At 71.9% G+C, this 24,486-nt stretch carries 23 protein-coding genes; 7 read left to right on the forward strand and 16 right to left on the reverse strand.

Translation table 11 applies throughout. The features are described 5' to 3' along the window. The first annotated feature begins 44 nt into the window (after nucleotides 1-44). A complete protein-coding gene (locus FHS88_RS05270; RefSeq protein WP_184482021.1) occupies nucleotides 45-932 on the forward strand; it encodes a Rossmann-fold NAD(P)-binding domain-containing protein in 888 nt (295 codons plus the stop codon). Here the strand turns inward: FHS88_RS05270 and FHS88_RS05275 are convergent. The 4 genes from FHS88_RS05275 to FHS88_RS05290 form a co-directional block, all read right to left on the reverse strand. Beyond that, nucleotides 885-1,643 carry an alpha/beta hydrolase gene (locus FHS88_RS05275; RefSeq protein ID WP_184482023.1) on the reverse strand — a complete coding sequence of 253 codons (759 nt, stop codon included), beginning with the start codon at nucleotides 1,641-1,643 and terminating at the stop codon, nucleotides 885-887. The genes FHS88_RS05270 and FHS88_RS05275 overlap by 48 nt on opposite strands. 103 nt (nucleotides 1,644-1,746) lie before the next feature. After that, the gene (locus tag FHS88_RS05280) at nucleotides 1,747-2,916 is read right to left on the reverse strand and encodes a fumarylacetoacetate hydrolase family protein (protein ID WP_184482025.1); all 1,170 of its coding nucleotides are present in this window, start codon (nucleotides 2,914-2,916) and stop codon (nucleotides 1,747-1,749) included. A gap of 63 nt (nucleotides 2,917-2,979) precedes the next feature. Continuing rightward, nucleotides 2,980-3,483, reverse strand: coding sequence for a lysozyme family protein (locus tag FHS88_RS05285; protein WP_184482027.1), 504 nt, complete (start codon nucleotides 3,481-3,483; stop codon nucleotides 2,980-2,982). A 56-nt stretch (nucleotides 3,484-3,539) separates the two neighbouring features. Then, on the reverse strand, nucleotides 3,540-4,745 hold the full coding sequence (locus tag FHS88_RS05290; RefSeq protein WP_184482029.1) for a patatin-like phospholipase family protein: 1,206 nt from the start codon (nucleotides 4,743-4,745) through the stop codon (nucleotides 3,540-3,542). Nucleotides 4,746-4,923: 178 nt separating this feature from the next. Between FHS88_RS05290 and FHS88_RS05295 the strand changes: the two genes are divergently transcribed. Together FHS88_RS05295 and FHS88_RS05300 are read left to right on the forward strand one after the other, a co-directional pair. Further along, nucleotides 4,924-5,898 (forward strand): Bug family tripartite tricarboxylate transporter substrate binding protein, encoded by a 975-nt coding sequence (locus FHS88_RS05295; RefSeq protein ID WP_184482032.1) that lies wholly within the window; start codon nucleotides 4,924-4,926, stop codon nucleotides 5,896-5,898. Further along, the gene (locus FHS88_RS05300; RefSeq protein WP_184482034.1) at nucleotides 5,895-6,965 is read left to right on the forward strand and encodes a malate/lactate/ureidoglycolate dehydrogenase; all 1,071 of its coding nucleotides are present in this window, start codon (nucleotides 5,895-5,897) and stop codon (nucleotides 6,963-6,965) included. Before FHS88_RS05295 ends, FHS88_RS05300 begins: the two co-directional genes overlap by 4 nt. Nucleotides 6,966-7,075: 110 nt before the next feature. Here the strand turns inward: FHS88_RS05300 and FHS88_RS05305 are convergent, their stop codons facing one another. The 3 genes from FHS88_RS05305 to trxB form a co-directional block, all read right to left on the reverse strand. Continuing rightward, nucleotides 7,076-8,068 (reverse strand): Bug family tripartite tricarboxylate transporter substrate binding protein, encoded by a 993-nt coding sequence (locus tag FHS88_RS05305; protein WP_184482036.1) that lies wholly within the window; start codon nucleotides 8,066-8,068, stop codon nucleotides 7,076-7,078. A gap of 359 nt (nucleotides 8,069-8,427) precedes the next feature. Beyond that, nucleotides 8,428-9,318 (reverse strand): LysR family transcriptional regulator, encoded by an 891-nt coding sequence (locus tag FHS88_RS05310; RefSeq protein WP_184482038.1) that lies wholly within the window; start codon nucleotides 9,316-9,318, stop codon nucleotides 8,428-8,430. Beyond that, entirely contained in the window at nucleotides 9,318-10,292 is a 975-nt protein-coding gene (trxB, locus tag FHS88_RS05315; RefSeq protein WP_184482040.1) for a thioredoxin-disulfide reductase, read from the reverse strand. The genes FHS88_RS05310 and trxB overlap by 1 nt, the downstream gene beginning before the upstream one ends. 146 nt (nucleotides 10,293-10,438) lie before the next feature. Here trxB and FHS88_RS05320 point away from each other — a divergent pair, with 146 nt between their 5' ends. Beyond that, the gene (locus tag FHS88_RS05320) at nucleotides 10,439-10,915 is read left to right on the forward strand and encodes an Lrp/AsnC family transcriptional regulator (RefSeq protein ID WP_184482042.1); all 477 of its coding nucleotides are present in this window, start codon (nucleotides 10,439-10,441) and stop codon (nucleotides 10,913-10,915) included. Nucleotides 10,916-11,073: 158 nt separating this feature from the next. Here the strand turns inward: FHS88_RS05320 and FHS88_RS05325 are convergent, their stop codons facing one another. The 8 genes from FHS88_RS05325 to carA form a co-directional block, all read right to left on the reverse strand. Further along, nucleotides 11,074-12,321 (reverse strand): threonine ammonia-lyase, encoded by a 1,248-nt coding sequence (locus FHS88_RS05325; RefSeq protein WP_184482045.1) that lies wholly within the window; start codon nucleotides 12,319-12,321, stop codon nucleotides 11,074-11,076. 91 nt (nucleotides 12,322-12,412) lie between these two features. Further along, nucleotides 12,413-12,886 (reverse strand): transcription elongation factor GreA, encoded by a 474-nt coding sequence (greA, locus tag FHS88_RS05330; RefSeq protein WP_184482046.1) that lies wholly within the window; start codon nucleotides 12,884-12,886, stop codon nucleotides 12,413-12,415. Nucleotides 12,887-13,000: 114 nt separating this feature from the next. After that, nucleotides 13,001-16,246, reverse strand: a complete 3,246-nt coding sequence (gene carB, locus FHS88_RS05335; protein WP_184482048.1) for a carbamoyl-phosphate synthase large subunit — start codon at nucleotides 16,244-16,246, stop codon at nucleotides 13,001-13,003. Between the two features lie 5 nt (nucleotides 16,247-16,251). Next, complete coding sequence (locus FHS88_RS05340) at nucleotides 16,252-16,551, reverse strand: hypothetical protein (protein WP_184482050.1); 300 nt, start codon at nucleotides 16,549-16,551, stop codon at nucleotides 16,252-16,254. Next, nucleotides 16,551-16,823, reverse strand: a complete 273-nt coding sequence (locus FHS88_RS05345; protein WP_184482051.1) for a hypothetical protein — start codon at nucleotides 16,821-16,823, stop codon at nucleotides 16,551-16,553. The genes FHS88_RS05340 and FHS88_RS05345 overlap by 1 nt, the downstream gene beginning before the upstream one ends. 64 nt (nucleotides 16,824-16,887) lie before the next feature. Further along, nucleotides 16,888-17,520, reverse strand: a complete 633-nt coding sequence (locus tag FHS88_RS05350; RefSeq protein WP_184482053.1) for a LysE family translocator — start codon at nucleotides 17,518-17,520, stop codon at nucleotides 16,888-16,890. Then, a complete protein-coding gene (locus FHS88_RS05355) occupies nucleotides 17,520-18,278 on the reverse strand; it encodes an SDR family NAD(P)-dependent oxidoreductase (RefSeq protein WP_184482055.1) in 759 nt (252 codons plus the stop codon). Before FHS88_RS05355 ends, FHS88_RS05350 begins: the two co-directional genes overlap by 1 nt. Before the next feature lie 28 nt (nucleotides 18,279-18,306). Continuing rightward, a complete protein-coding gene (gene carA / locus FHS88_RS05360; protein WP_184482057.1) occupies nucleotides 18,307-19,698 on the reverse strand; it encodes a glutamine-hydrolyzing carbamoyl-phosphate synthase small subunit in 1,392 nt (463 codons plus the stop codon). A 114-nt stretch (nucleotides 19,699-19,812) separates the two neighbouring features. Here carA and FHS88_RS05365 point away from each other — a divergent pair, with 114 nt between their 5' ends. Then, a complete protein-coding gene (locus FHS88_RS05365) occupies nucleotides 19,813-20,265 on the forward strand; it encodes a GatB/YqeY domain-containing protein (RefSeq protein WP_184482059.1) in 453 nt (150 codons plus the stop codon). A gap of 75 nt (nucleotides 20,266-20,340) precedes the next feature. Here the strand turns inward: FHS88_RS05365 and FHS88_RS05370 are convergent, their stop codons facing one another. Then, the gene (locus tag FHS88_RS05370; protein ID WP_184482061.1) at nucleotides 20,341-20,559 is read right to left on the reverse strand and encodes a DUF3126 family protein; all 219 of its coding nucleotides are present in this window, start codon (nucleotides 20,557-20,559) and stop codon (nucleotides 20,341-20,343) included. A 105-nt stretch (nucleotides 20,560-20,664) separates the two neighbouring features. On the opposite strand from FHS88_RS05370, the gene dnaG reads away from it, so the two are divergent. Together dnaG and rpoD are read left to right on the forward strand one after the other, a co-directional pair. Next, entirely contained in the window at nucleotides 20,665-22,458 is a 1,794-nt protein-coding gene (gene dnaG, locus FHS88_RS05375; protein WP_184482063.1) for a DNA primase, read from the forward strand. A 71-nt stretch (nucleotides 22,459-22,529) separates the two neighbouring features. After that, nucleotides 22,530-24,449, forward strand: coding sequence for an RNA polymerase sigma factor RpoD (rpoD, locus tag FHS88_RS05380; protein ID WP_184482066.1), 1,920 nt, complete (start codon nucleotides 22,530-22,532; stop codon nucleotides 24,447-24,449). Nucleotides 24,450-24,486 lie beyond the last annotated feature (37 nt).

Genomic DNA, 24,486 nt, shown 5'->3' on the forward strand with positions numbered 1-24,486 from the left:
CGCGAAATCTAGTGCCCGGGCCGGCGGCGTGCCAGATGAGGCGCATGGAGGCAGGCATGCTGCTGGTGGCGGGGCTGGGCTATGCGGGCGGGGCGGTGGCGCGCGAGGCGGCGGCCGCCGGCTGGCGCGTGGCCGGCACGGCGCGCGATCCTGACGCCGCATCCGCGCCGCCGGGCGTCGCGCTGCTGCCCTTCGCCGCCGCGGGCGAGGCGATCCGCATCGCCTCGCACCTGCTGGTGACCGCGCCGCCCGGCGAGGGCGGGGACCCGGTGCTCGCCGCCCATGGCGCGGCGATCGAGGCGGCGCTGCGCGCCGGCACGCTGCGCTGGGTCGGCTATGTCTCGACGACCGGGGTCTATGGCGACCGCGGCGGGGCCGAGGTGGACGAGGCGACGCCCCCCGCGCCGGGCCAGCCGCGCAGCCTGCGGCGCCTCGAGGCCGAGAAGGCCTGGCGGGCGGCGACGGAGGGGCGCGCCGCGCTCGACCTGATGCGGGCAGGCGGGATCTACGGGCCGGGGCGCTCGCCCTTCGAGGAGCTGCGCGCCGGCACGGCGCGGCGCATCGTCAAGCCGGGCCACGCCTTCTCCCGCATCCATCGCGACGACATCGCCCGCGCCGTGCTGGCCGCGATCGGGCAGGCGCTGCCGCCGGCGGTGCGCGTGCTGCACCTCGTGGACAACGAGCCGGCGGAAAGCGCCGAGGTCCTCGCCCATGCCGCCCGCCTGCTCGGCCTGCCGCCGCCGCCCGCCATCGCCTTCGAGGAAGCCCGCGCGCGCATGTCGCCCATGGCGCTGTCCTTCTGGGCCGAGAACCGGCGCGTGGCCAATGCGGCGACCAAGGCCGCGCTCGGCATCGCCTGGCGGTATCCGACCTTCCGCGAGGGGCTAGCCGCCATCCTCGCGGAGGAGGGGCGCCAGCGTCCCGCCCAGTAGCGCGAGGTCCTGCGGCCGCGAGAGGCGGTGGTCGCCGTCCTTGACGAGGCTCACCTGCACGTCGCCGCCGGTCAGCGCCTCGGCGATGCGCAGCGCGTGGCGCCAGGGCACGTCGGGATCGGCCATGCCCTGCAGGATCCGCACCGGGGCATCGAGCGCGAGCGGGCCGCGCAGCAGCAGGTGCCGCCTTCCGTCCTCGATCAGCGCGCGGGTGATGGGGTAGGGATCGCCGTAGTCGCTCGGCCGCATCCAGAGGCCGTCGCGCTCGATGGCGGCGCGCTGATCAGGCGTGAACTCCGCCCACATCAGGTCCTCGGTGAAGTCGGGCGCGGGGGCGATGCCGAGGATGGCGCGCACCGGCACGCGGCGGCGCGCGGCGAGCAGCAGCGCGATCCAGCCGCCCATGGAGGAGCCGACCAGCACCTGCGGGCCTCGGGTCAGGGCGCCGATCACGCAGGCGGCGTCCTCGGCCCAGCGGCCGATGGTGCCGTCGGTGAAGCGGCCGCCGGAGGCACCGTGCCCCGAATAGTCGAAGCGCAGGAAGGGCGTGCCGCGCGCCTCGCACCAGCCGGCGAGGAACTCCGCCTTGGTGCCCGTCATGTCCGAGTTGAAGCCGCCGAGGAACACCACGCCCGGTCCGCGGCCGCCGAGGCGCCGCCAGGCGAGCGCGACGCCGTCGCCGCGGTCGAGGCTGCCCGTCTCTTCCTTCATCGCCCCTCCTCGTCGCGCAGCGGATGGGTTCCGGTTTCCAAAGGCCTTTCGGCCTTTGGCCGGAGGGGTCCGGGGAAGGCGGGGCCCTCCCCACGCGGCGCGCTCAGCACGGCCTGGGCAGCCCGCGCCGCGCGAGCGAGGCGAAGAGCGCGCCGGTGCCGAAGGTCCAGGGCGGGCATTCGTCGGTGCGGTCCACCTCGTTCACCAGCGCACCGAGGCGCGGGGAGGCGATGCGCACGATGTCCCCCTCGCGGTGCGTGAAGCCCATGCCGGGCGCCGCGCGGTCCTTCGCGGGCGAGAAGGGCGTGCCGAGATAGAGCACCGCGCCGTCCGGGTACTGGTGATGCGCGCCGATCATCTGCGCCACCAGGTCCGTGGGGTCGCGGCTGATGGACCCGACCGCGCCGGTCTCCTCGAGCGCGAAGCCGTCGCGGCCGCTGATGGTCAGAGTGATCTCGGCGCGGCGGATATCCTCGAGCGAGAAGCCGTCGTCGAACAGCCGGATCATCGGCCCGAGCGCGGCCGAGGCGTTGTTGTCCTTGGCGCGGCCGAGCAGCAGGGCGGAGCGCCCCTCGACATCGCGCAGGTTCACGTCGTTGCCGAGTGTCGCACCCTGGATGCGCCCGCGGCTGTTGACCACCAGCACGCATTCGGGCTCGGGGTTGGACCATTGCGACTTCGGGTGGACGCCGATCTTGGCGCCGATCCCGACCGCCGCCATCGGCGGGCATTTGGTGAAGATCTCGGCGTCGGGGCCGATGCCCACCTCGAGATACTGGCTCCACCAGCCCTTGGCGACCAGCGCCTCCTTCACGCGCGCGGCCTCGGCGCTGCCGGGCACGAGGTTGGCGAGGTCGTCGCCGATGATCCCGCGCACCTCGATGCGCACCGCGGCGGCGAGCGAGGCGTCGCCCCGGCAGCGTTCCTCGATGACGCGTTCGAGCATGGAGCGCACATAGGTCACGCCCGCCGCCTTCACCGCCTGCAGGTCCACCGGCGCGAGCAGCCAGGGCTTTGCCGCATCGCGCGCGTCATGGGCGGAGTTGGCGAGCAGCGCCGCGAGGTCGAGGGCGAGCGGCGCGCCGCGCGTGCGGATCACGGCGGCGGGGTGCTCCTCCTCCATCCAGCGGGACATGGTGCCGAAGGCGGGCGTCATGTCGAAGGCGGCGCCGCGGAGCAGGCCGACGATGATGGGCCCCTCGGCGGTCATGATGCGCGCGGCGAAGCTGCCCTCTTCGATGTCCGCCGGCAGGCAGGCGCGGTCGAGGCGCATGCGGTCTCCTTCCCTGTCGAGGCGACAAGGCTGGCGGGCCGGGGCACCCCTGCCAAGGGGGGGTCAGGCGGTCCGGGCGAGACCCGGCGTGCTGGCGCGGCGGCGGGCGGGCGGCGCGGGCAGGCCGCGCCCGGCGCGCCAGGCGGCATGGGCGTTGCGGATGCGGGCGGCGAGTTCGGCGGGCCGCCGCCGCCGGGCCGCGGCGATGGTCGCTGCGTCGGCCGCGCCGCTGGCGGGCACGCCAAGTTCCGCCTGCAGATCGGCGATGGCCTGCAAGGTCCCGGCCTCGATCGCATAGGCGAAGAGGGCGAGGTCGGGGCCGCGGGGCAGCTTCGCGGCGCCGAGCGGCGCCCAGACCATGGCGCGGAGGATGTTGTGCGCGACCTCGGGCTCCAGGCCGCGGAGCATGGCGGCATCGGCCGGCCCGCCGATCCAGACCGAGAGCAGCCCGAGGCCGATGCCGTGCGCCGAGGGGCCGCCGAAAAGCGGGTCGTGGTCGCGGAAGGCGCCGCGCGCGGCGGTCACGGCGGCGACGCAGGCGGCGAAGCGGGCATCGGCGGCGTCCATCGCCCGAGACTGCGCGGGGATGGGTTAAGGAAGGCTTACACCCGCGACGGGCGGCGTCAGATCGGCGGCCGCTTCGCCCATTCGTAGCCGCGCCGGCCGCGCTCGTAGCCGTACTGGAACAGCGCGCGCATGAAGGCCTGGTCGAAGGGGGCGGGCAGTTCCTCGGTGAAGTCGCTGCCGATGAAGGCGAGGTTGAAGCCGATCCCGTCGCGCTGGGTGTTGTTGAACATGCGGACCACGTCGTTGTAGCCGCTCGCCGCGATCATGGTGGAGATGGCGCGGCCCGTGATGCCGAGCGTGCGGCGCTCGACCATCGCCCATTCGGGGTCGAGCCGGCCGTTGCGGATGATGTAGGCCTCGACATCGCGCGCCGCGGTGCCGCGCGCGATGCGTTCCCTCCGCCCGCGGCCCATCGAGGAGGGGTAGAGGAAGGCCTGCGCGAAGGCGCCGCCATCCACGTGCAGTTCCTGGTGCGCCTGCCCCGCCACCGTCACGTCGAACATCACCGGCGGGAAGGCGCCGGGGATGGAGGCCGAGGCCAGCAGCACGCGCCGCACCGTCTCGAGCGCGCGCGGATGGCCGCTCGCCGCGATCGCGCCGATGTTCCAGATCACCGGGATCTGCGCGTCGAGGTTGGTGCTGCCGATCAACAGCAGGCGGCCCCCCTCGTGGGCGCGCCCGATCTCGGCCAGCATCGCCTCGTCCATGTAGCGGGAGATGGTGCGGAACAGCGGCGCGGTGTCGGCCAGCGCGTCGTCGAAGATGGCCGCGATCAGCCCGCGCGAGAGGGCGATGTCGCGCAGCGTGAGCTCGGTATAGACGGCGCGGAGCTGCGGGTCGCGCTCGCGCCCGAGATAGGCGAAGGGCGCGGTCAGGGCGCCGGTGCTGACACCCGTGACGAGGTTGAACTCGGGCCGCGTGCCGAGGTCCGACCAGCCGCAGAGCAGCCCCGCGCCGAAGGCCCCGTTCTCGCCGCCCCCCGAGACCGAGAGCAGGTTGACCCGCGGCAGCGCCTGGCCGGGCCGCAGCCCGAGGCGGCGGCGCATGCGTTCCCCGGCGGCGACGAACTCGGCCTCGATGGCCTGCTGGCCTTCGCGGCTGGTGATCAGGAAGCGCTCGTTCGGCACGCCGAGCACCGCCGCGCCCGTCACCTTGTCGCGCGGCACGGCGGGGCCGCGGACCGGCGTGGCGCAGCCGGGCAGGGCCAGCGGCGCCGCGGCGGCGGCCAGGAGCGCGCGGCGACGCGCGAGGCGCAAGGGCATGGCGGCAATCCCCGATTCGGCGCGCGCAGCATAGCGGATACCGCGGCGCGGGTGCCTGCATGCGCCGATCCGGGCCGGAGGCGGCGGTGCCCGCGCCGCATCACTATCCGCCGCGGTTTGCAGGATTGCCAGCCTGCCGTCACTCTGCGCCGAACGCCGGAACCATTGGAGGAACGCCATGACCATCCGCCGCCGCGCCCTCGGCGCGCTCGCCGCCGCGGGCAGCCTCGCCCTTCCGCGCCTCGCCCATGCCGCCTGGCCGGCCGACAAGCCGATCGAGGTCATCGTGCCCTACCCGCCCGGCGGCGGGGTGGACACCATGGCGCGCATGGTCCTGCCGGCGGTGCAGGCGAAGCTGCAGGGGGCGCGCTTCGTGGTGGTCAACCGCGCGGGCGCGGGCGGGCAGCTCGGCTGGGAGGCCGCCTTCGCCGCCGCGCCCGACGGCTACACCCTGGCCGCGACCTCGGTGCCCGCGCTCGTCACCTATCCGATCGAACGCCAGGTCCGCTACCGGCCGCTCGATTTCACCTTCATCGCCAATGTGGTGGACGACCCGGGCGGGCTCTTCGTGCGGGCGGATTCGCCGCTGCGCACGCTGGCCGACCTGATCGCGGCGGCGAAGGCGCGGCCCGGGCAGCTCAGCTACGGCAGCACCGGCATCGGCTCGGACGACCACCTGCTGGTGATCGCGCTCGAGGACCGGGCCGGCATGCCGCCGATGACGCATGTGCCCTTCAACGGCATGGCGCCTCTCGGCACCGCGCTCGCCGGCGGGCACATCGATGTCGGCGCCTTCAACATGAGCGAGAGCCTCGCGCTGCTGCAGGCCGGGCGCATCCGCTCGCTCGGCCAGGCGGCGCTCACGCGCTGGTCGGGCACGCCGGACGTGCCGACCTTCGCCGAGCAGGGGCAGAACCTCGTCTCCGGCGCGACGCGCGGGATCGTCGGCCCGCCCGGCCTGCCGGCGGAGATCGCGGCCCGTCTCGAGGCCGCCTTCCGCGAGGCGATGGCCGAACCCGCCTTCGTGGCCGAGGCGAACCGCATGGGCCTGCCGCTCGCCCCGCGCATCGGCGCCGATTTCCGCTCCGACGTTGTCGGGCTCGAGCGCGACCTGCGCGGGCTGTGGCAGCGCCGGCCCTGGCGCGAATCGTGACGGAAGCCGCAACGCTGCATGTCGAGGCCGGCGCGCTCGCCGGCTTCGTGCGCGCCATCGTCGCCGCCACCGGCTGCGCCCCGCAGGAGGCCGAGGAGGTCGCCGCCCATCTGCTGGAGGCGAACCTCCAGGGCCATGACAGCCACGGCATCATGCTGCTGCCGCGCTACGTGCAGCATGTGCGCGAGGGCAAGCTGCGCCCGGGCGCGGCACCGACGCCGGTGCGGCAGGAGGCGACGCTCGCGCTGTTCGACGGCAACATGGGCTATGGCCAGCATGTCGGGCGGATCGTCATGGACTGGGCGATCGGTGCGGCGCGCGCCCACGGCCATGCGGTGATGGGGCTGCGCAACGTGCACCACATCGGCCGCGTCGGCGCCTATGGCGAGCAGGCGGCGGCGGCGGGGATGATCTCTCTGCATTTCGTCAACGGCGTCTCCGGCCCGCCGGCGGTCGCGCCCTTCGGGGGCTCGGATGCGCGGCTGTCCACCAACCCGGTCTGCATCACCGTGCCGGGGGACCCGCCGCTGGTGCTCGATTTCGCGACCTCGGCCATCGCCCTCGGCAAGTGCCGTGTCGCCTTCAATGCCGGGCGTCCGGTGCCCGAGGGATCGCTGGTGGACGCGAGCGGCAGGCCGACCACCGACCCGGGCGTGCTCTACCGCGACCAGCCGCGCGGGGCGCTGCTCTCCTTCGGGGCGCACAAGGGATACGGGCTCGCGCTGGTCTGCGAGGTCCTGGCCGGCGCGCTGCTCGGCGGCGCCACCGCCTGGCGGACCGAGTGGCGGGACCGCGGCATCGTGAACAGCTGGCTCGCCTTCGTGCTAGACCCCGCGCGATTCGGGGATGATGCGCGGTTCCGCGAGGAGCTCGCGGCGGTGATCGCGGATGTGAAGGCCTCCCCGCCCGCCGATCCGGAGAACCCGGTGCTGGTGGCGGGCGAGAAGGAGCGCATCACGAAGGCGCGGCGCCTCGCGACCGGGGTGCCGGTGGATGCGACGACCTGGGCGATGCTGGTGGAGGCGGCGCGCGGCCTCGGCATCAACGAGGTGCCCGAGGCGCGCTGAACGCGCGCAGCGCCGTCATGACTGGCGGGCAGGGGATCGGCCCTGGTCCGCCGGTGATCGCCCTTCGGTCCTCCGCACGGCGGAGGGCGCCAGCCCCGCGCGTGATGGCATCACTCGACGCGGGCGCCGCTCGCGATGATGACGGGGGCGAAGCGCGCCTGGTTCTCCCGCCGGAAATCCGCAAGGCCCTCGGGCGTGGTCCACCATACCGTCGCCCCGCCTTCCTCGAATCGGCGGCGGACCTCGGGCGATTCCACGGCCTCCCGCCCGAGGGCGGCCATGCGCGCGACGATGGCGGGCGGGATGCCGGCCGGCCCGCATACCCCGCCCCAGGAGTTGATCTCGTAGCCCGGCAGGAACTCCGCCATCGCCGGCACATCCGGCGCCTGCGGGCTGCGCGTCGCGGCGGTCACCGCGAGCGGGCGCACCTTGCCTTCGCGCGAGAGGCGGTTCGCCTCGGGGAAGTTGCCGAAGATCATGTCCACCCGCCCGCCGAGCAGGTCGGTATAGGCCGGCCCGCCGCCGCGATAGGGGACATGGAGCAGGTCCACCCCGGCCATGCGCTTGAACATCTCGCCCGCGATGTGCAGCGTCGTCCCCGCGCCCGCGCTGGCGAAGGTGTAACGCCCTGGCTCGGCGCGGCAGAGCGCGATCAGCTCCGGGATGTCGCGCGCCGGCAGGTCGGTGCGCGCGACGAGCAGGTTGGGCAGCTGCCAGAGCCCGCAGACATAGGTGAAGTCCCGCGTCACGTCGAAGGGCAGGCGCCGGTAGAGCGTGGGCGCGATGGCCAGCGAGGCGACGGTCGCGAGCCCGATCGTGTAGCCGTCCGGCTGGGCGCGGGCGATCACCTCGGTACCCACATTGCCGCCCGAGCCGCCGCGGTTCTCCACCACGAAGGTCTGGCCCGTGATCTCGGACATGCGCTGGCACCAGATGCGGCTCAGCAGGTCCGTCGAGCCGCCGGGCGGAAAGACGCAGATGTAGCGCACCGGCCCCGTGGGCCATGCCGGCAGGGCGAGGGCGGGGCGTGCGAGGGTGGGCGCCGCGGCGAGCGCGAGAAGGCTGCGGCGCGTGCTCGCGCCACCGGGATCGGGCCGGCCCATGGAGTACTCCCCCGGTCCTGGCGTGGTTGCCAGATGGCTCGTGATCGAACGGAGCCGCCCGGCTGCTGTCAACGCTTGTTTCGCGGGCGGTCCGGGCTTCTGCGACGCGCGAAAAAGAATGGCCCGCGCGCCGAGGGCGCAGCGGGCCAAGTCAACAGGGAGGCTTCACGTCTGGGAGACGAGGGATCCAAGGGACCCCCTCCGACCTAGTCGTCGGATGTCCATTATCTAGGCGATACCCGCCCATGCGTGTGTCTCGATCTCCACCACCCCGGTATGACGGAACCGCATGGCTCCGCTCGCAGCTCTGTGATCCGTGTGACGGACGCATCCCAATGGTTGCAGGAGTGTGCGGCACCTCACCCGGGTGCGACCAGCTCGGCCACCAGGAAGTCCCGGAACACGGCCACGCGCTTCGAGTGGCGCATCTCCTCCGGATAGACGAAGAAGGCCTCGATGCGCGGCGCCTTCACGTCGGGCAGCACCTGCACCAGGTCCGCAAGGCCCGGTCCCACATAGTCCGGCAGGGCGGCGAGGCCGAGGCCGCTGCGCACCGCCTCGATCATGCCGGGCAGGGAGTTGATCTCGATCGCCGCCCGGCGCGGCGTGCCGGGGCGCCGGCCCGCCTCGGCCAGCCAGTTCACGTTCTCGATCGGGGGGCGGTAGTCCCCATAGATGATGAGGCGATGGGCATCGAGATCCTCGACCCGCTGAGGGATCCCGACTTCCTTGAGATAGGCGGCCGAGCCGCAGACCTTCCAGCCGAAGGTCGCGATGTGGCGCTGGATCAGGTCCGGCTGCCTCGGCGGGTGCATGCGGATCGCGACATCGGCCTCTCGCATCGCGAGGTCGAGGTCGGAATCGTCCATCAGCAGCGTGACGCTGATCTCGGGATGCAGGTCGAGCAGCCGCTTCAGCCGCGGCGCGAGCCAGGTGCTGCCGAAGCCCTTGGTCGTCGTCACCTTGAGCCGCCCGGCAGGGCGCTCGCGGCTCTCGGTCAGCAGCGCCTCGGTCATGGCGAGCTTGGCGAAGACCTCGCGCACCGTGCGGTTCAGCGTCTCGCCCTGCTCGGTCAGGATCAGGCCGCGGGCGTGGCGGTGGAACAGCGGGACGCTCAGCGCCTCCTCCAGCGCCTGGATCTGGCGCGAGACGGCCGACTGGCTGAGGTTCAGCGTCTCCCCGGCATGGGTGAAGGAGCCCGCCTCCGCCACCGCGTGGAAGACGCGGAGCTTGTCCCAGTCGATCGGCATCACGCGGCCGCTTGGTCCGCCCCGGCTTCCGCCGCGGCGAGGAACTTCTCGGCCTCGAGCGCGGCCATGCAGCCCGTGCCGGCGGCGGTGACCGCCTGGCGATAGACCTTGTCCTGCACGTCGCCCGCGGCGAAGACGCCGGGGACGGAGGTGCGCGTGCTGCCCGGCACCGTCACGATGTAGCCCTCCGCATCCATCTCGACCTGGCCCTTGAACAGCGCCGTCGCCGGCGCGTGGCCGATGGCGACGAAGACGCCGTCCACCTTCAGCTCCCGCCTCTCCCCGGTGCGCGCATGGCGCAGCGCGAGGCCGCGCACGACCGGCATCCGGCCCGATTCGTCGGCCAGCACGGCCTCGGTCACGGTGTCCCACAGCACGGTGACATTGGGCTTCGCGAAGAGGCGCTGCTGCAGGATCCTCTCGCTGCGCAGGCTGTCGCGGCGATGGATGAGCGTGACGTGGCGGGCGAGGTTCGAGAGATAGAGCGCCTCCTCCGTCGCCGAGTTGCCGCCGCCGATCACCGCCACGTCCTTGCCGCGGTAGAAGAAGCCGTCGCAGGTGGCGCAGGCGGAGACGCCGAAGCCGCCCAGTTCCTTCTCCCCCGGGATGCCGAGCCATTTCGCCTGCGCGCCGGTGGCGATGACGACCGCCTCGGCCTCGAAGGCATCGCCCGAATCGCCGGCGGCGCGGAAGGGGCGGCGGGAGAGATCCACCGAGGTGATGACGTCGAAGACCACCCGCGCGCCGACATGCTCGGCCTGCTTCTGCATCTGCTCCATCAGCCAGGGGCCCTGGATGGCCTCGGCGAAGCCGGGGTAGTTCTCGACATCGGTGGTGATGGTGAGCTGCCCGCCGGGCTGCATGCCGGCCACGACCAGCGGCGCGAGCCCCGCGCGGGCGGCATAGATCGCCGCCGTGTACCCGGCCGGGCCGGCGCCGATGATGAGAAGACGGGTGCGATGGGTCTCGGCCACGGCAGGACTTCCACGATGCTTCGCTCAGCCCACGCATATCGGGCAGCGGCGTCAGGCGAACAACCCGACGCCTTGATGCGCCGGGCCCCTGCAATGATATTGCGGCAGAGGCCGAGCCTGAGCAACGAAGCAAACGAGTCCCGCCCATGACCCGCGACCACGACCCCGGCCTCGATTCGGTTGACCGGCAGATCCTGGCCGAACTCCAGGAGGACGGCCGGATGACCAATGTCGAGCTGGCGCGGCGCGTGAACCTTTCCGCGCCCCCCTGCCTGCGCCGCGTGCGGCGGCTCGAGGAGACGGGGATCATCCGCGGCTATCACGCCGATGTGGACCCGGTCGCGCTGGGCTGGGAGGTGACCTTCTTCGCCCTTGTCGGCCTCGAATCCCAGAAGCAGGCGGTGCTGGACGCCTTCGAGGCGCTGGCGAGCTCCTGGCCCGAGGTGCGCGAATGCCACATGATCCGCGGCGGCGGCGACTTCCTGCTGCGCCTCGTGGCGCGCGACACGGCGCATGAGAACGAGCTGACAGCGCGGCTGACCAACGCGCCGACCGTGCTGAAGGTGCAGACGCTGCAGACCATCCGCACGGCGAAGGACGCGGCGGGGGTGCCGATCACCTAGCCCCGCGCGCGGCGAACGGGCTTTTCGCGCCGCCGCATTGCTCCGCTCCGCACGCGGCGGCCGCGCCTTCAGCCCCGCCGCATCGCTTCGCCCAGCGTGCGGCGACCGGGCCTTCAGCCCCGCCGTATCGCTACGCCCAGCGCGCGGCGACCGGGCTTTCAGCCCCGCCGCACGACGTAATCCGCCGCTTCCATGGCCGCGATGATGGCATCGCCCTGGGCGGCGTCGCGCACCTCGATCATCAGGTGCAGTTCCGTGCTCTGCACCGTCGGCGCGCCGAAGAGCTGCTGGTGCTTCACCTCGATGACATTGCCCCCGAGGTCCGAGATCCGCTTGGCGATGTCCGCGAGCACGCCCGGCCGGTCGGGGATGTCGAAATGCAGGCGCAGGATGCGCCCGTCCCGCAGCAACTGGCGCAGCAGCACGTTGGAGAGAGCGCGCGCATCGATGTTGCCGCCGCAGACCGTGGTGCCGACGACGCGGTTGCGGAACCGCTCCGGATAGGTCAGCACCGCCGCCAGCCCCGCCGCGCCCGCACCTTCGGCCACCACCTTGGCGCCCTCGGCGAGCAGCGCGACCGCCTGCTCCACCGCGCGTTCGGGCACCAGCAGGATCTCGCTGTGGCAGCGGCGCAGGATGCCGAGCGGCAATTCGCCGACATCGCGCACCGCGATCCCCTCGGCGATCGTCGGCCCGCCGACCGAGACGGGCTCGCCCGCCAGGCGCTGCGCCATCGCCGGGTAGCCCTGCACCTCCACGCCATAGACCGGCATGCCCGGGCGGAGCGAGGCCGCGACCGTGGCGATGCCGGCGCACAGGCCGCCGCCGCCGACCGGTATGACCAGCGCCTGGACCTCGGGCGCATCCTCGAGCATCTCGAGCGCCATCGTGCCCTGGCCCGCGATGACCGCGGCGTCGTCATAGGGGTGGATGAAGACGAAGCCCTCGCGCAGCGCGAGGTCGTGGGCATGGGCCGCGGCCTCGGCCAGCGTCTCCCCGTGCAGCACCACGCGCGCGCCCCAGGATTCGGTGCGGACCACCTTCGTCGCGGGCGTGAAGCGCGGCATCACGATCGTCGCCTTCACCCCGGCGAGCTGCGCGTGGCGCGCCACCGCCTGGGCATGATTGCCGGCCGACATGGCGATCACCCCGGCCTCGCGCTCGCGCGGCGTCAGCAGCGCGAGGCGGTTGGCCGCGCCCCTCTCCTTGAAGGCGCCGGTCGCCTGCAGGTTGTCGAGCTTGAGGAAGACGCGCGTGCCCGCCGCGCGGCTGACCGCGGGGCTCTCGATCATCGGCGTGCGCAGGACGGCGCCGCGGATGCGCTCGGCCGCGGCGCGGATGTCGGCGAGCGTGACGCTCGACGCGACCGGGGCCTCGGCGGGAGGGATCGCATTCACGGCGGACATCGGAGTTCCTCGGGCGGTGGTCCGGAAGGACGAAGGGCGCTCCCGGAGCGGGGCCGGGGGCGCGCAAGCCGCGCGGCGGAGGGCCGGCGCGTCAGGCGTAGGCGACGGCGGTGATCTCGACCGAGCGGGCGCCGCCCGGGGCGGGCACCTCGACCGAATCGCCCACCTTCTTGCCCATCAGTGCCTTGGCCAGCGGCGAGGTGACGGAGATCGAGCCGTTCTTCATGTCCGCCTCGTACTGGCCGACGATGCGGTAGGTCTTCTCGTCCTCGCTCTCCTCGTCCACGATGGTGACGCGGGCGCCGAACTTCACCTGGTCGCCGCTGAAGCGCGCCACGTCGATCACCTCGACGGCGGGGATGATGGCCTCGAGTTCGCTGATCCGGCCCTCGATGAAGGACTGGCGTTCGCGCGCGGCGTGATATTCGGCGTTCTCCGAGAGGTCTCCATGGGCGCGCGCCTCGGCGATCGCCCGGATGATGGCCGGACGCTCCTCGCCCTTGAGAACCTTCAGCTCCTCCTCGAGACGCGCGAGGCCCTCGGCGGTCATCGGGAACTTCTGCACGGCGGACCCTTCCCAGAATCAGCGACCCCCCCGCCGGCCCTCGGTCCGGTTAAGCCAGGCCTGGCGGTCGGTGGGGGGAGAGGCGCCGCGGGGGCCCGAAGCGGCCCCCGACGGTCAGAACGACGGGGGAAAATACGCCTGAAGGGGCGCCACATCAAGGGTTCCGGCCTTGAGCGCCGCGATGGCATGCACCGCCGCCCGGGCGCCGGCCGCCGTGGTGTAGTGCGGGATGCCGTGGGTCAGGGCCGAGCGGCGGATGTCGAAGCTGTCCGCCACCGACTGCCCGCCGCCGGTGGTGTTGATCACCAGCTGGATCTCGCCCGACTTGATGGCGTCCACGCAATGCGGGCGGCCTTCCAGCACCTTGTTGATGACCTGGCAGTCGAGCCCCGCCTCGCGGATGCGCGCCGCGGTGCCGCGCGTCGCGACGATGGAGAAGCCCATCTCGGTCAGCCGCCGCGCGAGCGTCACGGCCGCCGCCTTGTCGCTGTCCTTGACCGAGATGAAGGCGGTGCCTGATTCCGGCAGCTTCACCCCCGCGCCGAGCTGGGACTTGAGGAAGGCGCGCTCGAAGGAGAGATCGAGGCCCATCACCTCCCCGGTGGACTTCATCTCGGGGCCGAGGATCACGTCCACGTTCGGAAAGCGGTTGAAGGGGAAGACCGCCTCCTTCACCGCGACATGGCGGGAGACCGCGTCGTCGTCGAGGTTGAAGGCGGCGAGCCTCTCGCCCGCCATCACCCGCGCGCCGATCTTGGCGACCGGCACGCCCGTGGCCTTGGCCACGAAGGGCACGGTCCGGCTCGCGCGCGGGTTCACCTCGAGGACGTAGATCTCCCCGTCCTTGACCGCATACTGCACGTTCATCAGGCCCTGCACCTTCAGCGCGCGGGCCATGGCCTCCGTCTCGGCCTTGAGCTCGGTCACGATCGCGGGCGGCAGCGAATAGGGCGGCAGCGAGCAGGCGGAATCGCCGGAATGGATGCCGGCCTCCTCGATGTGCTCCATCACGCCGGCGACATGGACGCGGCCCTCGGCGTCGCAGATGCAGTCCACATCCACCTCGATCGCATCCTGCAGGTACTGGTCGATGAGGATGGGGTTCTCGCCCGAGACCTTCACGGCCTCCGCGCCGAAGCGGCGCAGCTGCTCGTCATTGTGGGCGATCTCCATCGCGCGGCCGCCGAGCACGTAGGAGGGGCGCACCACCACCGGGTATCCGATGCGGTTCGCCTCGGCGATCGCCTCCTCCAGCGTGCGCGCGGTGCCGTTCTGCGGCTGCTTGAGGCCGAGGCCCTTGAGCATCTGCTGGAAGCGCTCGCGGTCCTCGGCGATGTCGATCGCTTCCGCGCTGGTGCCGAGGATGGGGATGCCCGCCCTGGAGAGCGCTTGGCTGAGCTTGAGCGGCGTCTGCCCGCCATACTGCACGATGCAGCCGAGCACCTCGCCGGATTCCTGTTCCTTGCGGATCAGCGCGATCACGTCCTCGGCCGTCAGCGGCTCGAAATACAGGCGGTCGGAGGTGTCGTAGTCGGTCGAGACCGTCTCGGGGTTGCAGTTGACCATGATGGTCTCGAAGCCCGCCTCGCGCAGCGCGTAGCAGGCATGGACGCAGCAATAGTCGAACTCGATGCCCTGGCCGATGCGGTTCGGCCCGCCGCCGAGGATGACGACCTTCTTCCGCGCGGTCGGCCGGCTCTCGCAGACCGGCGTGCCGAAGCCGCCCTCGTAGGTCGAGTACATGTAGGGCGTCTCGGAGGCGAATTCCGCTGCGCAGGTGTCGATGCGCTTGTAGACCGGCTGCACGCCGAGCCGCCCGCGCAGGGCGGCGACCTCCGTCTCCTTCACGCCCGCCAGCGCCGCGAGGCGCTTGTCCGAGAAGCCGAGCGCCTTGAGCCCGCGCAGCGCGGCGGCCGTCTGAGGCAGGCCCTTGGCGCGGACCTCGGCCTCGGCGTGGACGATCTTCTGCACCTCGCGCAGGAACCACGGGTCGAACTTCGACGCCTCGTGGATCTCCTCGATCGAGACGCCCGCGCGCATCGCCTGCGCGGCCATCAGGATGCGGTCGGGCCGCGGTGTGGCGAGCGCGGCGTGGAAGGCCTGGGCAGAGCCGTCGCCGGGTGCCGCCACCTCGTCGAGCCCGGAAAGCCCCGTCTCCAGCCCGCGCAGGCCCTTCTGCAGGGCTTCGGCGAAGGAACGGCCGATCGCCATGGTCTCGCCGACCGACTTCATCGAGGTCGTCAGCGTCGGCGGCGTGCCGGGGAACTTCTCGAAGGTGAAGCGCGGGATCTTCACCACCACGTAGTCGATGGTCGGCTCGAAGGAGGCCGGCGTGACCCGGGTGATGTCGTTCTGCAATTCGTCGAGCGTATAGCCGACGGCGAGCTTGGCCGCGACCTTGGCGATCGGGAAGCCGGTCGCCTTCGAGGCCAGCGCCGAGGAACGCGACACCCGCGGGTTCATCTCGATGATGACCATGCGGCCATCGGCGGGGTTGATGCCGAACTGCACGTTCGACCCGCCGGTATCGACGCCGATCTCGCGCAGGCAGGCGATCGAGGCATCGCGCATGCGCTGGTATTCCTTGTCGGTCAGCGTCAGCGCCGGGGCGATGGTGACGGAATCGCCGGTGTGCACGCCCATCGCGTCGAGGTTCTCGATGGAGCAGACGATGATGCAGTTGTCCGCGCGGTCGCGGACCACCTCCATCTCGAACTCCTTCCAGCCGAGCACGCTCTCCTCGATCAGCACCTCGGTCGTCATCGAGGCAGAGAGGCCGGCGGAGACGATCTGCTCGAACTCCTCCTTGTTGTAGGCGATGCCGCCGCCCGTGCCGCCAAGGGTGAAGGAGGGGCGGATGACGCAGGGCAGGCCAACGAGCTTCAGCCCCTCCCACGCCTCGGCCATGGAATGCGCGATGGCGCTGCGCGGGCTCTCGATGCCGATCTTTGCCATGGCGTCGCGGAACTTCTGGCGGTCCTCGGCCTTGTCGATCACCTCGGCCTTGGCGCCGATCAGCTCGCAGCCGTATTTCGCCAGCACGCCAGCCTCGGCTAGTTTCAGCGCCGTGTTCAGCGCCGTCTGCCCGCCCATGGTCGGCAGCAGCGCGTCGGGGCGTTCCTTGGCGATGATCTTCTCGACGATCTCGGGCGTGATCGGCTCGACATAGGTCGCATCCGCGAGGCCCGGATCGGTCATGATCGTCGCCGGGTTGGAGTTGACCAGGATGACGCGGTAGCCCTCGGCGCGCAGCGCCTTGCAGGCCTGGGCGCCGGAATAGTCGAACTCGCAGGCCTGGCCGATGACGATCGGACCGGCGCCGATGATGAGGATGGACTTGATGTCGGTGCGCTTCGGCATGGGGGTCAGGCTTTCCGCGGAAGAAGCAGGAGGATGAGGAAGGCGATGACGAGCGCCGCGCCGCCCGCGGCCAGCGCGCCGGCCACGGCCTCGTCGGCATAGCCCGGGCGTTCGAAGTTCACCGCCCAGAGGCCGGCCACGGCGATCATGGCGCCGAAGGCCGCGCAGCAGGCGACGAACGGGCGCAGCGCGCGCGGCCCGGCGGCGAGCCGCGCGGTCAGCCGCCAGAACAGGAACGCCGCGGGCGCGAAGGCGATCAGCGCGGCGGTGGCGCCATGCGCCAGGGCGTCGAGGCCGTAGAACATCAGCCGCCGTCCTTGCCGCGCGCCGCCTGGCGCCGCGCGCTGACCAGCAGCAGCGGCAGGATGAGCAGATGCGGGATGCCCCAGAAGGCGAAGGCAAGCGCCGCCTGCTCGCCCGCCATCAGCGTCGTCGCGCCATGCACGACGGAGGAGAGCGTGAAGGCGGCGAGGGCGGCGCGCATGGGCGGGAACAGCTTGCGCAGGCTGTGCGCGAGCACGAACAGCACCACGCCCGAATAGCCGAGCGCGAAAAGGCCGGTGACGCCCTCTGTCATGGCGCCGGATCCACTTTCGGCGCGGACGGATCGCCGCGCACCATCGCCTCGATGCCCGCGGCCCTCATCGGGAGGGCTCCGTGGCGAGCTTCATTGCGATCAGCCCGAGCGCCGCACCGAGCAGCCAGCGCTGCGCCGCCATCCATGCCGGCCGCGTGCCGAGGAATCGCGCCACCCCCGCCGCGCCATGGACGAGCGCGGCATCGAAGAGGATGGCGACGCCGATCTGCACGCCGCCGAGCACGATGCCCTGCGTCAGCACATCCCCGCGCGCGGGGTCGATGAAGGGCGGCAGCACGGCCACGTAGAACAGCGCCACCTTCGGGTTCAGCGCCGCGGTGGCGAAGCCCACCGAGAACAGCCGCGCCGCCGGCTCGCGCGGCAGCGGCCGCGGCGAGAAGATGGGCTGCCCGCCAGGGCGCACGCATTGCCAGGCGAGGAAGGCCAGATACGCGGCCCCGCCCAGCCGCAGCGCATCCCAGGCATAGGGCACGGCGAACAGCGCGGCGGTCAGCCCCGCCGCCGCGCACAGCATGATGACGAGCGAGCCGAACTGGCACCCCACCAGCGAGACCATGCCCGCCCCCGTCCCCTGCGCCAGCGCGCGCGAGACGAGGTAGAGCATGTTCGGCCCCGGCGTCGCCGCGAGGCCGAAGGAGAGCGCGGCGAAGACCAGCAGCGTCTCGGCGGAGGGCATCAGCCGTGCACCGAGAACCCGCCATCCACCGGGATCGCCACCCCGGTGATGAAGGCTGCCGCGTCACTCGCCAGGAAGGCGGCGATGCCCTCGAAATCCTTCGGGTCGCCCCAGCGCTTGATCGGGCTGCGGCGCAGCACGTCGTCGTGCAGCGTCGCCATGTCCTGCCGCGCCTTCCTCGTGAGGTCGGTGTCGATCCAGCCGGGCAGGATCACGTTCACCGTGATCCCGTCCTGCGCCCAGGCGACCGCGAGCGACTTCGTCATCTGCACCACGCCGCCCTTCGAGGCGCCGTAGGCCGCATGGAAGGGCAGGCCGAAGATGGAGAGCATCGAGCCGTTGTTGATCACGCGCCCGACGCCGCCCTTCTTCAGCCACGGATGCGCGGCCTGCGCGGCGATCATGCCGGAGGTGAGGTTGGTGGCGATGACGGTGTGCCAATCCTCCATCCGGTAGGATTCGGGACGGTTGCGGATGTTGGTCCCGGCATTGTTCACCAGGATGTCGAGCCGCCCGAAACGCTCGGCCGTGGTCGCGACCATGGCGCGGATCGAGGCTTCGTCCGTCACGTCCACTTCCACGGATCCGGCCTTCGCGCCGAGGGCGGCGAGTTCCGCCACGGCGGCCGCGTTCTTGGCCGCGTTGCGCCCGGCCACCATCACCGCCGCGCCGGCCCTGGCGAGGCCACGCGCGAAGCCGAGGCCGATGCCCCCGTTGCCGCCGGTGACGAGCGCGACGCGCCCCGAAAGATCGAACATGCCTTTTCCCCTTGTGGAACCCGTCGCCTCAGGCGCCGGCCTTGTGCGCCTCGATCATCTCGACGAAGCGGCGGAACAGGTAGTGGCTGTCGGAGGGGCCGGGGCTCGCCTCCGGATGGTACTGCACCGAGAAGGCCGGGCGGTCGGTCGCGGCGATGCCCTCGTTGGTGCCGTCGAACAGCGAGACATGCGTGACCTTCGCGTTCGAAGGCAGGGTCTTGGGGTCCACCGCGAAGCCGTGGTTCTGGCTGGTGATCTCGACCTTGCCGGTGGTCAGGTCCTTCACCGGCTGGTTCGCGCCGCGATGCCCGCGCGCGAGCTTGTAGGTCTTCGCCCCCAGAGCCAGCGACAGCAACTGGTGGCCGAGGCAGATGCCGAACACCGGCAGTCTCCTCTCCAGCACGCCGCGGATGGCCGGGATCGCGTAGGCGCCGGTCGCGGCGGGGTCGCCGGGGCCGTTGGAGAGGAACACCCCATCCGGCTCGTGCGCGAGGATCTCCTCCGCGCTCGCCGTCGCCGGCACCACCACCACCTCGCAGCCGGCGGAGGCGAGGCAGCGCAGGATGTTCCGCTTCGCCCCGTAATCCACCGCGACCACGCGATGCCGCGGCGCGGTCTGCCGGCCGAAGCCGGCGGGCCAGGCCCATTCCGTCTCGTCCCAGGTATAGGTCTGGCGGCAGGTGACCTCCTTCGCGAGGTCCATCCCTTCGAGGCCCGGCCAGACGGCGGCCTGGGCCTTGAGGGCGGGGATGTCGAAACGCCCGTCCGCGCGGTGGCAGATCACGCCATTCGGCGCGCCTGCGTCGCGGATGCGCGCCGTCAGCGCGCGGGTGTCGATGCCCGCGAGGCCCGGGATGCCGTGCGACACCAGCCAGGCATCGAGGTGCTTCGTCGCGCGCCAGTTCGCCGGCTCGGTCACGTCCTGCTTCACGATCAGCCCGCGCGCGGCGGGCGTGATGCTCTCGATGTCCTCGGGGTTGGTTCCGACATTGCCGATATGGGGGAAGGTGAAGGTGATGACCTGCCCGGCATAGGAGGGGTCGGTCAGCGTCTCCTGGTATCCGGTCATGCCGGTGTTGAAGCAGATCTCGCCGACCTGGGCGGTCTCGGCGCCGAAGCCGCGGCCCCAGAGGATGGTGCCGTCGGCCAGCACGAGGCAGCCGGTGGCGCCGTCAGGGGGGGTATCGGCCGCGGCCATGGGGGGCTCCGTCTTGCTGGGGTCCGAGGGTCGGGTGTCCGAGGGTGCGCCGGGCATGTCGGCAAGCGCCAGCCCCGTGGCGGCGAGGATGGAGGGCCAGTGTTTCGCCGGGATGGCGCGGGCCTGGCGCCATTTGCGGATGGCCTCGGTCCCGACGCCGCAATGGGCCGCCGCCGCCTCGGGGCCACCGAGCAGGGCGATGATGTCTTCCACGCTGCGCATGGCGGCCTGATAGCGGGAAACGATTTCCCATGGCAATGGGGATCGGTCGCGTGGGAAATTTCCTCCCAGGCGGGCGCTGCGCTATAGCGGGGCGATCAGTCGAGGATTGCTGCCATGTCCCTGCGCGACCGTTTCACCGAGGAACTCAAGGCCGCCATGCGCGCCGGCGACAGCGCCCGCGTCTCCACCCTGCGCATGATCCAGGCGAAACTGAAGGATACCGACATCGCCGCCCGTCCGGGCCCGCCGGTGGATGATGCCGGCATCATCGCCATGCTGCGGGGCATGGCCAAGTCCCGCGCGGAATCGGTGGCGCTCTACCGCCAGGGCGGGCGCGAGGAACTGGCCGCGAAGGAGGAGGCCGAGATCGCCGTCATCGAATCCTTCCTCCCTCAGCAGATGGACGAGGCCGCCATGGCCGCCGCGATCGAGGCCGCGATCGCCGAGACGGGCGCGGCCTCGGTCAAGGACATGGGCAAGGTGATGGCGGCGCTGAAGGCCAGGCACGCCGCCACGCTCGACATGGCCAAGGCGGGGCCGATGGTGAAGGCGCGGCTCGGCGGCTGACGGTTCGCGCCCGATCGCGGGCCTTCAAGGGCGGCCGGGTGAGGGCCGGAGCGCGGAACCCGGCCCCCGCGGCCGTCAGTTCGGCATTTCCAGGTCGTCGGAGAGCACGATGATCTGGATGGCGTAGGACACCTCGCCATCCTCGGCGTCGCGATGCACGGTGCCGATGAACTCGTCCCCGACCTTGAGCTCGACCGAGCCGCCCTTGCGCTCGGGCGCCGTCACGGCGATGCGGTTGTTGCCGAAGAGACGGCGGAGGTGCGCCTGCACGGCGGCGCGTTCGGCCGGGGTCATGGTAGGATCCTCATGTCTGGAATGGCGGCTGCTTAGCCCCGGCGCCGCGGCTTCGCAAATCGCTTCGCGGCCCGGGCCGCGAGGGGGTAAGTAACCCGCCCCGCCATGGCCCTCCCGCCCGCCTTCCTCGACGAGCTCCGCGCCCGCACGCCGCTGCCCGGCCTGATCGGGCGCAAGACGCGGCTCGTGAAGTCCGGCCGCAACTGGAAGGGATGCTGCCCCTTCCACGGCGAAAAGACGCCCTCCTTCTACGTCTATGACGACCATTTCCACTGCTTCGGCTGCGGCGCGCACGGGGATGCCATCACCTTCCTGATGCGCGCCGAGGGCGCCTCCTTCCCCGAGGCGGTCGAGCGGCTGGCCGCCGAGGCGGGCATGGAGGTGCCCAGGCCCTCGGCCGAGCAGGCGGCGCGCGAACGCCGCGCGCGGGACCTGCACGCCGTCATGGCCGCCGCCGCCGAGGCCTATCACCGCCGCCTCTTCCTGCCCGAGGGCCGGCCCGCGCTCGACTACCTGCTGCGCCGCGGGCTCAAGGAGGAGACGATCCGCGCCTTTCAGCTCGGCTGGGCGCCGTCCGGCCGCGGCGCCATCGCCGCCGACCTGCGCGGGGAGGGCGTCAGCGAGGAGCAGCTGATCGAGGCCGGCCTGCTGCGCCCCGGCGAGGCCGGCGACCCGCCGCGCGACTTCTTCTACGCCCGCGTCATGTTCCCGATCCGCGACCGGCGCGGGCGGGTGATCGCCTTCGGCGGGCGCATCCTCGGCGACGGGCAGCCGAAATACGTCAACAGCCCGGAGACGCCGCTGTTCCGCAAGCGGATGGGGCTCTACGGCCTGGACCTGGCGCGGGAGGGGGCCTTCCGTGGCGCGCAGGTGGTCGCGGTCGAGGGCTACATGGATGTCATCGCCCTGCACCAGGCCGGCTTCACCGGGGCGGTGGCGCCGCTCGGCACGGCGCTGACGGCCGAGCAGCTCGAGGAACTCTGGCGCATCAGCCCCGAACCCTGCCTCTGCTTCGACGGCGACGCCGCCGGGGCGCGCGCGGCCGCCCGCGCGGCCGAGGTGGCGCTGCCGCTGATCTCGACCGAGCGGACGCTGCGCTTCGCCACCCTGCCCGCCGGGGAGGATCCGGACACGCTCACCGCGCGCCGCGGCCCCGCCGCCTTCCAGGCCGTGCTCGACGGCGCCCGCCCGATGGCCGAGGCGCTCTACGGCCTGATCGCCGAAGGACGGCCCAGCGCGACGCCCGAGCAGCGCGCCGCGCTGCGCAACCGCCTGACCGGCGCGGCCTGGGCGATCACGGACAAGGCGCTCGCGGCCGAATACCGGCGCGTGCTGCTCGACCGCTTCTTCGCCGCCTTCCGCGGCGGGCGGGGCGGGCCGGCCGCGCCGAGGCGGATCGCCCGCCCCGCCATCGCCGAGCCCGCCACGCGCGCCGAGCGCGCGCGCATGCTGCTCGCTATCCTGCTGCGCCATCCCTGGCTGCTGCCGCAGGTGGAGGAGGCGGTCGGGCTGCTCGACCTGCCCGATGGGCCTCCGGCGCAGCTTCGGGCCGCGATTCTCGCATGGCATGGCGGGGCCGAGCGGGTTGACTCGGAGGGCTTGATCGCCCACCTCGCACGGTGCGGACTGGAGGATGCCGTCGCCTGGGCGCTGGCGCCCGCGGGCCTTCCCCTTGCGGCGCGGGCCGAGGCCCTGCCGGGGGAGGTCGAGGAAGGCTTCTGGCACTTCTTCCTCCGCCTGCGCGGCGAGGCGGACTTGATCGAGGACCAGCAGGAGGCCCGGCGGATCCTGGCGGAGACGAACGATCCCGCGGCTCAGCGCCGGCTGATCCTGCTGACGGAGGCGCTCGAGGCCATCCGCCGGGGAGAGGCCGCGGCGGCATCCGGGGACGCCGCATAGGGTAGGGGCATTTTCATTCGGGCATCCGCCTCCCGCGGGTGCCCGAAGCCGTTGGACGGAGCAGGGCGGGCATGGCGAGCAAGGCGGCAGGGGCGGAGACGGTCGAGACGCGGGACGAGCAGGTCGAGGGCCTGCTGCTGGACACCCAGTCGGCTGCCGTCAAGAAGCTCATCGCCCGGGGCAAGGAGCGCGGCTACGTCACCTACGACGAGATCAACGCCGCGCTGCCGCAGGACCAGGTCTCCTCGGAGGTCATCGAGGACACCATGGCGATGCTGAGCGAGGCGGGCATCACCGTCTCCGAGCCCGACGACAGCGAGGACGGCGAGGCCGTCGCCAAGCCCGCGACCAAGGCCGACGGCGAGGACGACGAGGAATCCGGCGGCAATGTGGACGAGGAATCCCTCGGCCGCACCGACGACCCCGTGCGCATGTACCTGCGCGAGATGGGCAGCGTGGAGCTGCTCTCGCGCGAGGGCGAGATCGCCATCGCCAAGCGCATCGAGGCCGGGCGCGACATGATGATCGGGGGGCTGTGCGAAAGCCCCCTGACCTTCCAGGCCATCCTGCGCTGGCACGAGGCGGTGAAGGCCACGCCGCCGCGGATGTTGCTGCGCGACGTGATCGACCTCGAAGCCACGCAATCCGCCGGCAACCCCGACGGCGCGCCCGCCGATGCGGCCGATGAGGAGTTCGAGGAAGGCGACGAGGGTGAGGGCATGGGCCTCTCCCTTTCCGCCCTCGAGGAGAAGCTGAAGCCGGAGGTGCTCGCCACCTTCGAGCAGATCGAGAGCCTCTACAACAAGCTGCAGAAGCTCTCGAACAAGCGCATGGAGGCCTACACCTCCGGCGAGGAACTCGCCGGGCGGGGCGAGAAGACCTACGAGAAGCAGCGCCGCGAGCTGATCGCGCTGGTCGAGAAGGTCCACCTGCACAACAACCGCATCGAGGAGCTGGTGGACCAGCTCAAGGGGCTGAACCGCAAGCTCACGGTGCTCGAGGGCCAGGTGCTGCGTCTGGCCGAAGGCCAGAAGGTCAAGCGCGAGGAGTTCCTCGAGCAGTGGCGCGGCAGCGAGCTCGACCCGGCCTGGCTCGAGCGCGTCGGCGCGCTGCCCGGCAAGGCCTGGAAGGCCTTCGTGCAGAAGCACAGCGAGGAGGTCGAGCAGATCCGCGCGCGCATCGCCGAGGTGGCGAACACCACCGGCCTGCCGATCAGCGAGTTCAAGCGCGTCTTCGCCACCGTCTCGCGCGGCGAGCGCGACATGACCCAGGCGAAGAAGGAGATGATCGAGGCCAACCTCCGCCTCGTGATCTCCATCGCCAAGAAGTACACCAACCGCGGCCTGCAGTTCCTGGACCTGATCCAGGAGGGCAACATCGGCCTGATGAAGGCGGTGGACAAGTTCGAGTACCGCCGCGGCTACAAGTTCTCGACCTATGCGACCTGGTGGATCCGCCAGGCGATCACGCGCTCCATCGCCGACCAGGCGCGGACCATCCGCATCCCGGTCCACATGATCGAGACGATCAACAAGCTGGTGCGCACCAGCCGGCAGATGCTGCACGAGATCGGCCGCGAGCCGCAGCCCGAGGAACTGGCCGAGAAGCTCGGCATGCCCTTGGAGAAGGTCCGCAAGGTGCTCAAGATCGCCAAGGAGCCGATCAGCCTCGAGACGCCGATCGGCGACGAGGAGGACAGCCACCTCGGCGACTTCATCGAGGACAAGAACGCGGTCATCCCGCTCGACGCCGCGATCCAGTCCAACCTGCGCGAGGCGACGACCCGCGTGCTGGCGTCCCTGACGCCGCGCGAGGAGCGCGTGCTGCGCATGCGCTTCGGCATCGGCATGAACACCGACCATACGCTCGAGGAGGTCGGCCAGCAGTTCAATGTGACGCGCGAGCGCATCCGCCAGATCGAGGCCAAGGCGCTGCGCAAGCTGAAGCACCCTTCGCGCTCGCGGAAGCTGCGCTCCTTCCTCGACAACTGAGGGTTGACCCTGCCCGCCCGCCGCCGCGAGACTCCCG

This window comes from Neoroseomonas alkaliterrae (assembly GCF_014199195.1).
Lineage (GTDB): Bacteria > Pseudomonadota > Alphaproteobacteria > Acetobacterales > Acetobacteraceae > Neoroseomonas > Neoroseomonas alkaliterrae.